Annotated in this window: 12 protein-coding genes; 3 read left to right on the forward strand and 9 right to left on the reverse strand. The window is 50.7% G+C overall.

The window, feature by feature from the left end; all coding sequences use genetic code 11:
- Nucleotides 1-30: 30 nt before the first annotated feature.
- The 8 genes from AOP6_RS07875 to AOP6_RS07910 form a co-directional block, all read right to left on the reverse strand.
- Nucleotides 31-609, reverse strand: coding sequence for an indolepyruvate oxidoreductase subunit beta (locus tag AOP6_RS07875; RefSeq protein ID WP_155876204.1), 579 nt, complete (start codon nucleotides 607-609; stop codon nucleotides 31-33).
- Complete coding sequence (gene iorA / locus AOP6_RS07880) at nucleotides 599-2,365, reverse strand: indolepyruvate ferredoxin oxidoreductase subunit alpha (protein WP_155876205.1); 1,767 nt, start codon at nucleotides 2,363-2,365, stop codon at nucleotides 599-601. The genes AOP6_RS07875 and iorA overlap by 11 nt, the downstream gene beginning before the upstream one ends.
- Nucleotides 2,366-2,472: 107 nt before the next feature.
- Complete coding sequence (locus AOP6_RS07885) at nucleotides 2,473-3,429, reverse strand: Ppx/GppA phosphatase family protein (RefSeq protein ID WP_155876206.1); 957 nt, start codon at nucleotides 3,427-3,429, stop codon at nucleotides 2,473-2,475.
- Nucleotides 3,398-5,089 carry a Na/Pi cotransporter family protein gene (locus tag AOP6_RS07890; RefSeq protein WP_155876207.1) on the reverse strand — a complete coding sequence of 564 codons (1,692 nt, stop codon included), beginning with the start codon at nucleotides 5,087-5,089 and terminating at the stop codon, nucleotides 3,398-3,400. The genes AOP6_RS07885 and AOP6_RS07890 overlap by 32 nt, the downstream gene beginning before the upstream one ends.
- 261 nt (nucleotides 5,090-5,350) lie before the next feature.
- Complete coding sequence (locus tag AOP6_RS07895) at nucleotides 5,351-5,626, reverse strand: HU family DNA-binding protein (RefSeq protein WP_155876208.1); 276 nt, start codon at nucleotides 5,624-5,626, stop codon at nucleotides 5,351-5,353.
- A 176-nt stretch (nucleotides 5,627-5,802) separates the two neighbouring features.
- The gene (locus AOP6_RS07900; protein ID WP_155876209.1) at nucleotides 5,803-7,071 is read right to left on the reverse strand and encodes a tetratricopeptide repeat protein; all 1,269 of its coding nucleotides are present in this window, start codon (nucleotides 7,069-7,071) and stop codon (nucleotides 5,803-5,805) included.
- A 24-nt stretch (nucleotides 7,072-7,095) separates the two neighbouring features.
- Complete coding sequence (locus AOP6_RS07905; protein WP_155876210.1) at nucleotides 7,096-7,662, reverse strand: XRE family transcriptional regulator; 567 nt, start codon at nucleotides 7,660-7,662, stop codon at nucleotides 7,096-7,098.
- Nucleotides 7,663-7,730: 68 nt separating this feature from the next.
- A complete protein-coding gene (locus tag AOP6_RS07910; RefSeq protein ID WP_155876211.1) occupies nucleotides 7,731-8,294 on the reverse strand; it encodes a helix-turn-helix domain-containing protein in 564 nt (187 codons plus the stop codon).
- Nucleotides 8,295-8,493: 199 nt separating this feature from the next.
- Here AOP6_RS07910 and bioB point away from each other — a divergent pair, with 199 nt between their 5' ends.
- Genes bioB through bioA form a run of 3 tightly spaced genes read left to right on the forward strand, consistent with a single transcriptional unit; the run spans nucleotide 8,494 to nucleotide 11,564 of the window.
- On the forward strand, nucleotides 8,494-9,477 hold the full coding sequence (gene bioB / locus AOP6_RS07915) for a biotin synthase BioB (RefSeq protein ID WP_155876212.1): 984 nt from the start codon (nucleotides 8,494-8,496) through the stop codon (nucleotides 9,475-9,477).
- A complete protein-coding gene (bioD, locus tag AOP6_RS07920; RefSeq protein WP_155876213.1) occupies nucleotides 9,467-10,207 on the forward strand; it encodes a dethiobiotin synthase in 741 nt (246 codons plus the stop codon). Before bioB ends, bioD begins: the two co-directional genes overlap by 11 nt.
- 7 nt (nucleotides 10,208-10,214) lie before the next feature.
- Nucleotides 10,215-11,564 carry an adenosylmethionine--8-amino-7-oxononanoate transaminase gene (gene bioA, locus AOP6_RS07925; RefSeq protein WP_155876214.1) on the forward strand — a complete coding sequence of 450 codons (1,350 nt, stop codon included), beginning with the start codon at nucleotides 10,215-10,217 and terminating at the stop codon, nucleotides 11,562-11,564.
- Between the two features lie 89 nt (nucleotides 11,565-11,653).
- Here bioA and AOP6_RS07930 read toward each other — a convergent pair whose 3' ends face one another.
- Nucleotides 11,654-13,798 carry a carboxy terminal-processing peptidase gene (locus AOP6_RS07930; RefSeq protein WP_155876215.1) on the reverse strand — a complete coding sequence of 715 codons (2,145 nt, stop codon included), beginning with the start codon at nucleotides 13,796-13,798 and terminating at the stop codon, nucleotides 11,654-11,656.
- Between the last annotated feature and the right edge of the window lie 31 nt (nucleotides 13,799-13,829).

Here is a 13,829-nt window from a genome sequence, read left to right on the forward strand (position 1 = left end):
CCTGTGCGGTCTCCAGAACAGCCCCTGCTCTTAAGCAGTTCTTCCAAGCTCGAACGCCTGGAGGTTTTCATTGACGAAACGTTCGGGCACCAGCTTCCTGATGGCCTCTTTCCACATGTCTTCCTTGATATCCAAGGAATTGGACAAAGCCCCGAGAAGGACTGTGTTAACAGTCCTGGCATTTCCTGATTTGAGAGCCAACGCAAGTCCTTGCACGACGTTTGATTTAGGAAATGCACGCATGATTTTTTCCGGAATGTCTTTTGGATAAGATTCCTGGCCGAGGGCGACAGCCGGCGGTAAAATTTTCAGGTCGTTCACAATAGCCCGACCTTCTTTGCGCAGCAAGGGAAGGTAGCGATAGGACTCCAGCAATTCGAAGCCGAAAAGTATATCAGCCTCCCCTTCCGGTATGATTTCAGAATAGACTTTTTCACCAAAACGGACATGGCTGACCACGCTGCCGCCTCGCTGAGCCATGCCGTGAACCTCGGCTTTCTTGACATCGTAGCCGGCCATCATCAGGACTTCGGACAGCACTTCACTGGCGAGGAGAGTTCCCTGCCCCCCCACACCGACAAGTAGAATATTGGTCACTTTATTTGTCATCGCTTACTCCAAAAGCTCCAAACTTGCACACCTGTTCACAGACACCACATCCCACGCAGATCAGAGGATCGACATGGGCTTTGCCTTTTTCGCCGGCAGAATCGTCCCAGATGATGGCCGGGCACCCCAACTTCAGGCAGGCTTTACAGGCCGTACACTTATGAATGTCAACAACCAGCGGGGGCTTGCGCTTAACCACATCCCGTTTCATGAGCATGCAGGGGCGGCGCGTGATGATTATGGAAGGCTCAGGCCTCTCCATCTCTTCACGAATGGTGGCCCGAGTCAGCTCGAGATCATAGGGGTCTACCACCTTGACATGACGGACACCTATTGACAGGCAAAGTTGTTCAAGATTGACTTCCGGGGCTGGTTCTCCCATCAGCGTATAGCCCGATGAAGGATTTTCCTGCCGACCGGTCATGCCGGTTATACGGTTGTCCAGAATGATGACGGTCCCTTGCGACTGATTGTAAACCATGTCAATCAGACCGTTGACACCCGTGTGTAAAAAGGTGGAATCCCCGATAACAGCGACGACTTTTTTCCGATCCTCAGGACTCAGGGCCTTGCAAAGCCCGGTCGCGTTACCAATACTCGCTCCCATGCAGACACAGGTATCCATGGCGGACAAAGGCGGCATAAAGCCGAGAGTGTAACAACCAATGTCGCCACTCACAAAGGCTTTAAGGCGATTAAGAGCAAGGAACACGCCACGATGAGGGCAACCGGGGCACATGTTGGGCGGGCGATTCGGCAAAGCTTCGTCGTGTTGAAAGGCAACCTCTGCCTCCTTACCCGTAAGCCCCTTCTTTACTCGACCAGGAGTCAGTTCACCACAGATCGGGAAAAGCTCCTTGCCCTTGACCTGGATGCCCATTGCGAGCAACTGCTCTTCCAGGAAGGGATCAAGTTCTTCAATAACGTAAAGAGTCTTGAAGCGCGCCGCGAACTCGCGAATCAGGCGTTTGGGCAGCGGGTAAACCATGCCAAGCTTAAGAATGCTGGCATCGGGAAGAACTTCTTTGGCGTATTGATAGGAAACTCCCGCCGTAATAACCCCAACGTCCTTGGAGCCCTCCTCCATGCGATTAAAGGGCTGGTCACTGGCCCACTCCTCCATGTCGAGCAATCGCTGTTCGATAATGGGGTGGCGACGTCTGGCGTTGCCAGGCAACATGACAAACTTGGGAGGATCTTTGACCAGTCCGATCTCAGGAGTTTCAGATACGGGCTCGCCCAACTCCACAATGGATTTCGAGTGGGAAATACGGGTGGTGGTGCGCAGGAACACAGGTGTATCAAATTTTTCACTTACCTCAAAGGCAAGACGGGTGTAGGTGAGCGCCTCTTGACTGTCGCTCGGCTCAAACATAGGGATTTTGGCAAATTTAGCATAATTGCGGTTATCCTGCTCATTTTGAGACGAGTGCATCTCTGGATCATCGGCGGTAACCAGAACAAGCCCGCCCCTGACTCCAGTATAAGTCAGGGTAAACAGGGGATCGGCAGCCACATTCACACCGACATGTTTCATGGTGACCAGGGATCTGGCACCACCAAAACAGGCCCCGATCCCTACTTCAAGGGCGACCTTTTCGTTGGGAGCCCAGGAGGCATCGATCCCTTTGTATTGAATGATATTTTCGAGAATCTCCGTGCTCGGCGTGCCTGGATAAGCCGAGGCCACCTTCACCCCGGCTTCAAAAGCGCCGCGAGCAATTGCTTCATTTCCTGACAGAATGGCTTTTTCCATGAGGATCCTTGTCATTTTAAAATTAGAATTTTCGATATGGGGCATTAATCAGAGATGTAAAAACAGCTTGAAACTATAAATGAAGAGAACGAGAATTGTCAATTTATTCAGGAGCCTCGTCTGTCCAGAAGATCAAGGATGACGCCTTCGAGCAGACCGGCATCACTTACCACAAGTGATCTCTTTTGAAGCAGGACCATAAGGGCGAGAACCGATCGCAATCCCGGTACAATCAGATCTCCCCTCCCCTTTTCCATTCCGGGCATCCTCTCGCGAGTAACGGGATCAAGTCTTACAAGTCTCTCCAGTATTTGCTCCAGGGTCCCGTACAACAGTTTATGATTATTTATTTTTTGACGATCATAGTTTTTCATCTTCAGGTCTATGGCGGCAAGTGTCGTCACGGTACCAGCCGTCCCAATAATTGGAGTCTTTGAATGCAGAACCTTGGCAAACAAACCCGCGTCAAGAAGATCCTCCTTCAGCAGAGTAAGAGTCCCCTTGATTATGTCTGCCTGTTTTTCAGAGCAGTGCCCGGCTTCGCATAAGCGCACAACGCCAAGAGGATAGCTGGCCTGAAACCTGATCTGTCGATTGTCCCATATGATAAACTCAGTGCTGCCTCCCCCAATATCGAAAATCATGCATGTATCAGGGACGGGATTGATCACGGAAAGAACACCGAGACAACTGAGGCGCGCCTCAGTGACACCATCAATTATGTCCAGGTGCAAATCGGTGCAACGGCCAACTTCCTGGACAAAGTCACGAGCATTGCTAGCCTTGCGAAGGGCCTCTGTACCAACCGCACGAGGGTTCTCAATGCCATATTGAAGAAGAATCTCCTTGATTTCCAGAAGCGCCGAAAGAGTCCTCCGCATCGCATCCGGCGCCAGTCCCGTATCATCAGCAAGCCCACCAGCCAAACGGGTGATTTTGCGAAAGTAATAAATGGGGTGAATAGTTCCCTGTTGCCCTGAAGCTATCAGCAGGCGAACCGTATTGCTTCCTATGTCAATAGAGGCGATCAGATCACCTCTGACCGATGATAGCTCTGGAGACATTGAACGTGTGATCCCCTATTTTTTCAAAGTTGTGAAGCATATCAACAAAGATAAGACCAGGATCTACTGCACATTCGCTGGTGTTAAGCCGCGCAATGTGGTTATTGCGAAAAGTTTCTTCAAGCTGGTCGATTTCATCTTCCATGAAAGAAGCTTTTTCCTTGATGGTTTTATCCTGACGCTCAAGGGCCTGCACCGTGAAGGAAAGAAAAGCCTTGCACTTTTCCCCCATCTCCTGGATTTCGGCGGTGGCAATTTCAGAGAATGGCGCTTTCTCTCCCTTTCGTCGTAAACCCAGTCGCCACAGGTTTTCGCAGTGGTCTCCGACCCTTTCCAAGTCATTGACCATGTGCATCAGCGAGGCAATGTCTTTGGAGCTTTCCTGGGAAATCGACTGTTGTGATAAGGCGACAAGAAAGTCCGTGATTTCTCTCTGTAACAGATCGACTGCCTCTTCTTTTTTATCCAGAGCGGGAATTCTTTTATCGTTATTGTCAGCTAAAAACTCAATAGTCTCTTCCAGCATCTCCACCGTCATCTGGGCCATGCGGCGGGTTTCGGCGCGGGCTTGCCCCAGAGCAATCGGCGGCGTATTCAGAACCCGGTTGTCGATGTACTTGAGATGATATTCCATCTCGATCTCCTTCCCCCTGATCAGCAAGGTAGACAACTTGGCCAGAATGCCGATCATGGGAAGAAAGATCAGGGTGTTGATGATGTTGAACAGGGTATGGGTGTTGGCGATATGCCTGGCTATAAAAGGCTTGTCGCCCACAGAAACGCCATAATTGACAGCCTGTTTTTGCGTTTCGACGACAAAATCGGCAGTGCCGGGGGTAATCATTTCGACAAAGTTCATAAAAATCGGCAAAAATGCAACCATGTAGGCCACACCGATCAGATTGAACAGGAAGTGGGCCAAGGCCGTCCGCCTGGCAGCGAGGTTGGTGCCGATAGCCGCGAGATTGGCCGTAATCGTGGTTCCGATGTTTTCGCCGAGAATCAGGACAACACTGGCCTCGAAAGAAATGATACCACTTGTCGCGAGGGCCAGGGTAATCCCCAGGGTGGCCGTACTGCTTTGGACGATGATTGTCAGCACAGCCCCGATGAGCACACCCAACAGATAATGATCCCCCACCAGAAGAAACATATCTCGAAATTCAGTGCTGGTCTTCACCGGATCAAATGCCTCTTTCATGGTGGCCAGACCGAAAAAAAGAATACCAAAGCCCAGAAGTATTTCGCCGGTATAAACCCACTTCTTGTTTTTTGAAAAGAGCTTCAAGGCCGCCCCGGCTCCAATGGCAGGGAGGGCATAAGCGGTGATTTTAAAAGCGATCAACTGCGCTGTGATGGTGGTGCCGATATTGGCACCCAGGACAACGCCGATGGCCTGATAGAGAGACATCAGTCCCGCATTGACAAAACCCACCACCATGACGGTAGTGGCACTGGAAGATTGAATGATGGCGGTAACAGAAAGGCCAACGAGCGTGCTGATAAAGCGGTTCGCTGTCAGGGCGGAAAGAATTTTTCGCATTTTATCGCCGGCAACTTTCTGCAGTCCTTCAGACATGATTTTCATGCCGAACAGAAAGAGGCCCAGGCCGCCGAACAAACCAAAAATCAACGTCTGATTAAGCAGGATATCCAACATTAAAGAGTCTCCTGTAGGGGTACCAGAGAAAAGACGAATGAAAAAACGGGGTGACTATACCTGATAGATACCGCATTTTCAATGCTAAAGTCCCTGATGAACAAAGGAAATACCCTTTATGTTTCATATGCTTGCTACAGAAAGACGGTTCGATTTCCGTCCGAGAGTTCGAAGCGGAAAATGCGGAATCAATATGAAATAAGCGGTAAGGCGGGCACAAAAAAGCCGGGCATAAAACCCGGCTTGATCGAAAAATCTTCGTTATTTGTCTACGCGTTCTCGCAACTCCTTACCCACCTTGAAAAAGGGGAGCCGCTTGGGTTTAACCTGAATGATTTCTCCTGTTTTAGGATTGCGTCCGGTGTAGGCCTTGTAGTCCTTGACAACGAAACTGCCAAAACCACGAATCTCGATTCTTCCTCCATCAGCTAATTCCTGAGCCATGGAATCAAAGATGATATTGACGATTTCTTCTGATTTTTTGTAGGTGAGATTCTTTTCACCGGCCAGTGCTTCCACCAATTCCGACTTGTTCATGTGGCCTCCCGGATAACAATACCTGCCAGCCGAAACCGACAGTCATGTGGTTGGTTTATCCTGAAAAAACGGACATGTCGTACATGGATTCATCGTGGCGGCCTGCTTCTACCGTCCTTCTGTGCAAAATATACTTGATACTGATACCTTGTCAATCAATGAGGTAGAATTTTCAGCTACTTCTCGGAGTTTTGTTCCCCCCTTGAAAGGTATAGCCGCCCTTTTTCCACCAGCTGGGAATCAAGATCTCCAGACTGAAGAAGCTTATTCAGGATGGCTTCCCCTTCCCTTTTCCAGCCTTTGGCCAGGTAGGCTTCAGCCATGCGGAAGGCCCACTTCAGATTCTGAGGCTCGTGAGCGGAGGCTTTCTTGAAAGATTCCAGTGCCTTATCACTGTTTTTGCCGTGGCGCAACCAAAACTCAGCCAAAGGGATATTGACCCCGCCACAGCCACCACCCTGAAGTTTTCCCAAGAGTATTTCAGCTTCCTCCAACCTGTCACGGCTTTCCAATAGTGAGGCTGTCAGGAAAATGACTTCGGGTTCTTTCGAGCCGGCTCGAACAGCCTCGACGCCATGTTCCAGGGCCCTGTCTAGGCTTTGCTTGGCGGCATGGATGAGAGCCAGATGGCCATGACAAAAAGCAAGGTCAAACCCGTTTTTAAGTAGCCCCTGCAGCCGCCGTTCAGCCTGATCGACCTGATTAGCTGACTTTTCAAGATGGATCAGGGTTTCAAGAGCCATAAGGCTTTGGGGTTCCAACTCAAGACATCGGCGTAAATCGGCAAGGGCTTTTTCTGTCTCGCCCAGACGTCCGTATGTGGATCCCCGTTCAAAAAAGAAGATGGCGGTTCGGGAATCGACAGCAACTTGCTGAAAGAGGGTGAGGGCTTTATCGCTATCGCCACGATGAGAATGGAGAAAACCGTCAAAGAAAGGAGGAACCATATCGATATACTTTTCCGCCCATTCCATGGGGTAGCCTGCCAGGATGAGTTCAAATTCTTCCTCGGGGGGCAACTCGCTATCGTCAGGCGCGCCTCCACTGGTGGCAGGAGGACAACAGCTACCAACACAACTGCTAGAAAGTCCGGGGGCAGAAAGAGTCGCTGAGGAAGTTTCTATGCGCGTGGACTTGAGGCCCTCTTGTATTTTTTCGCGTAACAATTCGCTTTTCACCTGGGCGGAAGCCAGCACGAAATGGTCGGCAGCGCGCTCCCTGTCGCCAGCTCGCAAAAAGGCTTCCCCTTCTTCGAAATTGATGCCAGCCAAAGCATCACCGGCTGTAGCCATCATCGTCTCGACTTCCTGCCGCAAAGATTCCTCCAGCTCATCTAAATCAAAAGCCTGGGCACGAGACAAAACCTCAGCATACTGTTTTTGATGAAAGGCTTTTTTAAGCGTATCGACGGGATCGGACTTGAAAAGACGGGAAAAGAAACTCATAGAAGGAAACCTGCCGGAAAAAAATCAGATAGTAGTGAAGGGCGAAAGGGTCCAGATAACCTTGGCATCTTTTTCGCCAATATTATCCCATCGATGAGGCAAATGCGACTTAAAAGAAAGGCTGTCCCCGGCATGCAGGGTGTATTTATCCCCGGCGATATCGACCAGCAAGCTCCCCTCCAGCACATAAATAAGCTCATCGCCAGGATGGTACATATTCTTGCGGCCACTCGACCCTCCCTTTTTTACCGTGCAGAAAAAGGAAGAAAACTGAGGATCTCTAAGCCCAGAGGTAAAAGACTCGGTATGCATGTTGAACTCATCGTCATAGACGGTTTTGTCCCGATTGCCAGGTGATGAAAAAACCATTTCATGCGTGGTGGTAACTTCTTCAACAAAATAATTGATACTTTTATTAAAAACCCCGGCCAGCTTCATTAGGATTTCAACGGAGGGGATCGTCAGGCCCCTTTCAACACGGGAAATCATGTTGGATGAAACGGATGATCTGTCTGCCAATTCCTGTATGGTCATGTCGTTTTTTAACCGAATTGCCTTGAGTTTTTTACCGAGTATTTTTTTTACCTTCATAGAGACCTCACTAAATGGCCATGCCTTGGATATAAAGATGTTCTATTTACGAAAAGTCTGAAGCGTGCCTACTCAACCTGGGGCGCGGGAGACACTACCCACAGAACCAGGGTAGTCCCTTGATGTATATTGCGCCATCGATGCGGCAGTGACGCCTTGAATACAAGACTATCCCCTTCGTTAAGCACATAGCGGTTCCCGTCAATAACAAATTCCAGTGATCCCTCAACAACTTGGGCAAACTCTTCACCAGTATGAACCATTCCCCCTTCACCACTGCTGCACCCCTCTTCAATGGTGTCATAAAAAACGGTAAAACTGGGATCACGGATCCCTTGCGTAAGGCTTGTTATCTGGTGCTTGTCTTCAAAAAAGAAAATGGGTTCCCCTTTTCCCTTGGGAGTAAAAACCTGGGTTGAGCCTTTTTCCGCCTCTTCGACAAAATAACTGATACTCATACCAAAAGCGTTGGCGAGCCTCATGAGGATCTCAACGGAGGGGATGGTAAGGCCACGCTCTATCCTTGAAATCATATTGGACGAAACCCGCGACCTTTCAGCTAGATCTTGAATTGTCATATCGTTTTTCAGCCGGGTGTCTTTTAGTTTTTTCCCAATGATTTTCTTGACCATGATCCCCCCATGAAATCTAAAAATGAAATGATGTTCTACACTAATAGAACAAATGTGTCAATACGATATGAGAATAAATCGTCCATAAATGGTAATTTAAACGAAACGTAAACCTGGATACTGCTCAGGGTTGACATTTACTTGAAAAATCGGGTATGCAAGGAAGCATTATGCACAATATTGAAAGAAAGGTTTGACCATGACAAAGAGGCCCCTGGACATAACCGAGAAGGTTCTTGCCGGAGAAAGATTGAACAGAGACGAGGCCTTGGCCATCCTGAAGGCAGAGGGCTCTGAGCTTGGTTATTTTTTTGCCGGTGCGCAACGCATTAAGGAAAAGTACCATAGCGGCAAAGTATCCCTGTGTGCCATCATAAATGCCAAATCCGGCATATGTCCTGAAAACTGTGCTTTTTGTGCCCAGTCTTCTTATTACCAGACAGATGCTCCTGTTTTTCCTCTCAAAGACGTGGATGAGATTTTCTCGGGAGCCCAATTCGCTCAACAGGCTGGTGCTCATTGCTATGGCATCGTCACCAGCGGCACAGCCATAAATGGAGGCGATGAACTGCAAACGATTTTGAAAGCTGTTCGCAAAATCCGGCAGGAGCTAGCCATCGAGCCATCGGCCTCTTTGGGGTTGCTGGACCATGAATCAGCTCGCGCTCTCGCCGAGGCCGGCTGTATCACCTACCACCACAATCTTGAAACCGCCCCATCCTTTTTCCCTGAAATCTGCACCACACACCCCTATGAGGCAGACCTGGCTACTGTACGCTTTGCCAAGTCTGCAGGGATGCGCGTGTGCAGTGGAGGCATCCTGGGACTCGGCGAGACGCTCGATCAGCGCATTGAACTGGCGGAAACACTGCGTGACCTCGAGGTGGACTCCGTCCCCATCAATTTCCTTGCCCCGGTCAAGGGAACTCCGCTGGAGAATTCCCAGCCCATCGCTCCGATGGACTGCCTGCGGGCCATTGCCATGTTTCGCTTTATTTTGCCGGATCGAAGCATTAGAGTGTGCGGAGGCCGTGAAAAAAATCTGCGTGAGATGCAGTCAATGATTTTCATGGCCGGAGCCAACGGTGTCATGGTAGGCAATTATCTGACGGTGCATGGTCGGAATATCCAGGATGACAAGCAGATGATTATGGATGCAGAGGGGACAGTCCATGAATTCTAAAGCAGGTGTTTTTGTGACGGGTACCGACACGGGTGTCGGCAAAACAATGGTCACGGCGGCAATCGCCCTCTACCTGAGAGAGCGCGGTGTGAACGTTGGTGTTATGAAGCCCATTGAAACAGGTGTCACAGACACTGCCCGGCTTGGGGAAGATGGGGATCTTCTGCAATGGGCGGCTGGTACCACCGATGCCCCCGAGCTGATCACCCCCTATCGTTTCAAAGCTCCTCTGGCTCCTTCTGTTGCAGCCAAAAAGGAAGAGCGCACCATCGATATTTCGGTTATTCTGACGGCCGCGGAAACTCTTCGTCAACGGCATGAATTTCTACTGATCGAAGGAGCCGGTGGCCTGATGGTTCCCTTGGCCGGCGGTCTTCTGCTTGCCGACCTTGCTCGGCAACTGGCTTATCCTCTTCTCGTCGTGGCGCGTCCGGATCTGGGAACCATCAACCACACCCTGCTGACGACCTTCGCCGCGCAGGGGATGAACATCCCTCTAGCCGGCTTCATGATCAACAATATGCCCAAAAACCCTGATGAGGTCTGTGCTTCCGCGCCCAAGGCCCTGGTAACACTGGCTTCAGCCGATCTGCTGGGAGTCCTCACCCACCAAAATGGCAGCCCGCGCGATATTGTGACAGCTCTTGCCCGCGAAATTTCCGGTATAAATACGCTACCTTGGATGCTGATGAATTTCGGCCTTCGTCATCTTATTCAGAAACAAGGATAGACCAGCGATGGATTCCCAAACTCTTCTTCGCCTCGACAGGGAACATGTCTGGCACCCCTGTACCCAGCAAAAAGATCATGAAACACTGCCGCCGATCCCTATCGAGCGGGCTGAGGGCGTTTATCTCATCGATAAGGCGGGCCGCCGCTACGTCGATGCTGTATCATCCTGGTGGGTCAATCTCTTTGGACACAACCATCCACGGCTCAATGACGCCCTTAAGACCCAGATCGACAAGGTCTCTCATCATATTTTTGCCGGTTTTACCCATGAACCCGCCGTGGAGCTCGCCAGCAGGCTCTGCGCTCTGGCTCCGGCGGGCCTGAACCGGGTTTTCTTCACAGACAACGGTTCTTCGGCCGTGGAAGCGGCTCTGAAGATGAGTTTTCAGTATTGGCAGCAGACGCAGCGGCCCCAGAAAACCAAATTCCTTTCCCTGACGGATGCCTATCATGGTGAAACGGTGGGAGCTTTGTCGGTTAGCGGTTGCAGTCTCTACAGGGACATCTATCGCCCTATCCTTTTGGAAGGATTTCAGGTGCAAGGGCCCGACTGCTTCCGCTGCCCTTACGGGCTGAAGCGTGACACCTGTCAGTCACCCTGCTTCGAGGCTCTTGAACAGTTGGTGTCCGACCGTCACAGGGAAATTGCCGCCATCATTGTTGAGCCTCTTCTTCAAGCCGCCGCAGGAATGCGCATCTACCCTCCAAACTACCTGTGTAAATTGCGCGAACTCTGTGATCGGTATGACGTTCACTATATCGCTGACGAAATAGCTACAGGTTTCGGTCGTACGGGAAAAATGTTTGCCAATAATCATGCCGGTGTTTCTCCCGACCTCATGTGTCTTTCCAAAGGCATTACCGGGGGCACCATGCCTCTGGCCGTCGTCCTGGCCACTGACCGTATCTATGAGGCTTTCTATGGGGATTATGTCGACCTGAAAGCGTTTCTCCACTCACACTCTTACACGGGCAACCCTCTGGCCTGTGCTGTGGCCGTGGAAGTACTCAATATCTTTGAGCAGGAGAACATTCTGGGTTCCCTGGCAGATAAAGAAGCTTTACTGGCCGACAACAGGTCGCGTTTTGAAGCCTTGCCCCATGTCGGTGAGGTACGACAGTTGGGCATGGTGTGGGCCGTAGAGATGATCAAGACGCAAGAGGGGAAAATCCCTTATGCCTGGCAGGACAGAATGGGATTGGAAGTCTACAAACAGGCTCTGGAACGAGGCGTTATTCTTCGACCCCTGGGAAATGTTATTTACTGTATGCCACCTTTGACCACGCCAGAAAGCGTGCTGCAGGAGGTTCTTGATGTGGCCTTTGAGGCGATTGTTGAGGTGACAAGATTGTAAAAAAAGCCTGACAGCCGTAAAAAGAGCGGCTGCCAGGCTTTTTTTGCCAGAAGAACCCACCTCAGGCGTTACTCTTCAGAAGCCTGTACCTAAGGGGCGGCTTTGCGCATGTCCATGAGGATGTCCATCGCCTCGCGGGTATAGGGATCCTCCTCGAGTTCCTCAATCCATCGTTTCTGTTTTTCGTCTTTGCTCAACTCTTCTGCCTTTTTATCCTCTTTTTTGTCCATGGGGCCATGAGGTGCTCCGCCATCGGCTTCCAGGCGAGCTTTACTTTCCTGCCACTCCTTGCGAACCGTTTCAAGATCAATGGCTTGCAGGGTCTTTTCCCGTCGCGCCAAGGCTGCTTGGTTTTGCTCTACAATGCTCGCGAAATCCTTATCCTGGCTCACACGCCCATCGCTTTCCCGGCGCAGGACATCAAGGTCTTCCACAGGCTTATTCCAAGGTCGGAACGGGATTTCCTGCACCGTATCCCAGGGCAGCGAATGATCAAGGTACTGTTCTCCCGTTTCCAAATGTTCGAGGTTGTCGGGTAATACAATGTCGGGGACGATCCCACGATATTGGGTGGATTCGCCCGTCACACGATAGAATTTCTGGGTTGTGACCTTCAAAGCGCCCAAAGGCAGGTATTTGCCCATATTAAGAAAGGGAACCCGCTGGTTCAGGTCGATCATCGCCTGCACAGTCCCTTTGCCATGGGTATGTTCCCCTCCGACAACGATGGCCCGGCCGTAATCCTGCAGAGCGCCGGCCACAATTTCGGAAGCGGATGCGCTAAACCGATTGACCAGCACAATTACGGGCCCCTTGTAACCAATAAAAGGGTCCCTGTCTTCGAGCGTTTCCATACGGCCGTCACTGCTTTTAATAAGGACGACAGGCCCTGTTTCGATGAACAGGCCGGTAATGGAGACAGCATCCATCAATGAGCCGCCGCCGTTATTGCGCAGATCGAGAATCAGTCCGTCAATGCCTTCTTTTTTGAGGGACTCCAACTCAGCCAGCACGTCATCCGTGGAGTTGCGCCCCTTCTTACCGTTCTGCGTAGCGGCAAAGTCACGATAAAAAGAAGGAACTTTGATATAGCCGTAAGAAACTCCCTTTTTCTTACCAGAAAGCACAGTAGACTTCACGAATGATTCCTCAATCTGAACTACATCGCGCACAATCGGGATAATCATCTGTGAACCATCGCTCTTCTTGACCGTCAAGCGCACTTCTGTCCCCTTTTTCCCGCGGATAAGGGCCACGGCGTCCCGTATGCGCGTATCGGTCACATCGACAGGCTCTCCAGCCCCCTCCCCTACCTTGAGGATGACGTCCTCCGCCTGCAACTGCCCCTGTTTGGCGGCGGCACTACCGGGTATGATGCTGACGACCTTGATATAGCCGTCCTCTTCCCTGAGCAGTGCCCCGATACCTTCCAAGGAACCTCGCATGCTGATATCGAAGTCTTCCTTCTCGGTAGGAGGCATATAATGGGTATGGGGATCGAACGCTCGGGCTACCGTGTTAAAATAACGGTCGAAATGATCCCGCAGAGTCTCCTGCTGCATCCGCTCTAGAAAGTCCGTTTGACTTTTCAGGACTTTTTCGCGGGCTTCCCGGAACAGGTCCTCTTCGGAAGGAACCGCCTTATCTTTGTCTTCCGTCGCGTTGAGCTGATCCTCACGGAGGTTGAGATAACGTACGATCACCTGGTATTTAAGGTTTTTGCGCCACCGTTGACGGAGTTCGTCCAGTGACGAACAGAAATCCAGTTTTTTGGGATCGGTCTCCAGGTTCTCCGATTTGTCATAGTCAAGATCCTGAGCCAGGATACTTTCAACCATTTCCCTGACCTGTCCCACGCGTTCCCTCAGGATGGATGAAGCAACGGCAGGCAAGGTTATTTTGCCGAGATTCATTTCATCGTCAATAGAGGTCCGAAAAGATTCCAGTCGTTCCACATCCTGCTTCAAAAGAAAACGTTTCTGAAAATCAAGCTGCTTCAGGTAAAGATCGTACGCCGCGGTCGATAGCTCATCGTCCATCTGCTTGTGGCTGAAATGCGCCATGATGAGCTGGTGCCGCAAAATATAGCTGAGCAGTTTCGCCCTTCCCGCCTCATCAGGATCGGTGGCCTGCGGAACATTCAGGGCGACAGAGAAACTGGTCAGAAGTAAAAACAGCAACACGACCAGACTGGACTTCCAAGTCAGTCGCTTTAGACATCTAAGGTTAAACATGAAGTATGAGCTCCATCTGCTGGAAATGTTA

Origin of the sequence: Desulfuromonas sp. AOP6 (genome assembly GCF_009731355.2) — a bacterium.
In the GTDB taxonomy this organism is placed as follows: domain Bacteria; phylum Desulfobacterota; class Desulfuromonadia; order Desulfuromonadales; family SZUA-540; genus SZUA-540.

Excerpts from the sequence above, each read along its gene's own strand:
- AOP6_RS07875 (WP_155876204.1), bottom strand. The coding sequence starts at position 609 with ATGACAAATAAAGTGACCAATATTCTACTTGTCGGTGTGGGGGGGCAG.
- bioA (WP_155876214.1), top strand. The coding sequence starts at position 10,215 with ATGGATTCCCAAACTCTTCTTCGCCTCGACAGGGAACATGTCTGGCAC.
- AOP6_RS07885 (WP_155876206.1), bottom strand. The coding sequence starts at position 3,429 with ATGTCTCCAGAGCTATCATCGGTCAGAGGTGATCTGATCGCCTCTATT.
- bioB (WP_155876212.1), top strand. The coding sequence starts at position 8,494 with ATGACAAAGAGGCCCCTGGACATAACCGAGAAGGTTCTTGCCGGAGAA.
- iorA (WP_155876205.1), bottom strand. The coding sequence starts at position 2,365 with ATGGAAAAAGCCATTCTGTCAGGAAATGAAGCAATTGCTCGCGGCGCT.
- AOP6_RS07890 (WP_155876207.1), bottom strand. The coding sequence starts at position 5,089 with ATGTTGGATATCCTGCTTAATCAGACGTTGATTTTTGGTTTGTTCGGC.
- bioD (WP_155876213.1), top strand. The coding sequence starts at position 9,467 with ATGAATTCTAAAGCAGGTGTTTTTGTGACGGGTACCGACACGGGTGTC.
- AOP6_RS07910 (WP_155876211.1), bottom strand. The coding sequence starts at position 8,294 with ATGGTCAAGAAAATCATTGGGAAAAAACTAAAAGACACCCGGCTGAAA.
- AOP6_RS07900 (WP_155876209.1), bottom strand. The coding sequence starts at position 7,071 with ATGAGTTTCTTTTCCCGTCTTTTCAAGTCCGATCCCGTCGATACGCTT.
- AOP6_RS07905 (WP_155876210.1), bottom strand. The coding sequence starts at position 7,662 with ATGAAGGTAAAAAAAATACTCGGTAAAAAACTCAAGGCAATTCGGTTA.
- AOP6_RS07895 (WP_155876208.1), bottom strand. The coding sequence starts at position 5,626 with ATGAACAAGTCGGAATTGGTGGAAGCACTGGCCGGTGAAAAGAATCTC.
- AOP6_RS07930 (WP_155876215.1), bottom strand. The coding sequence starts at position 13,798 with ATGTTTAACCTTAGATGTCTAAAGCGACTGACTTGGAAGTCCAGTCTG.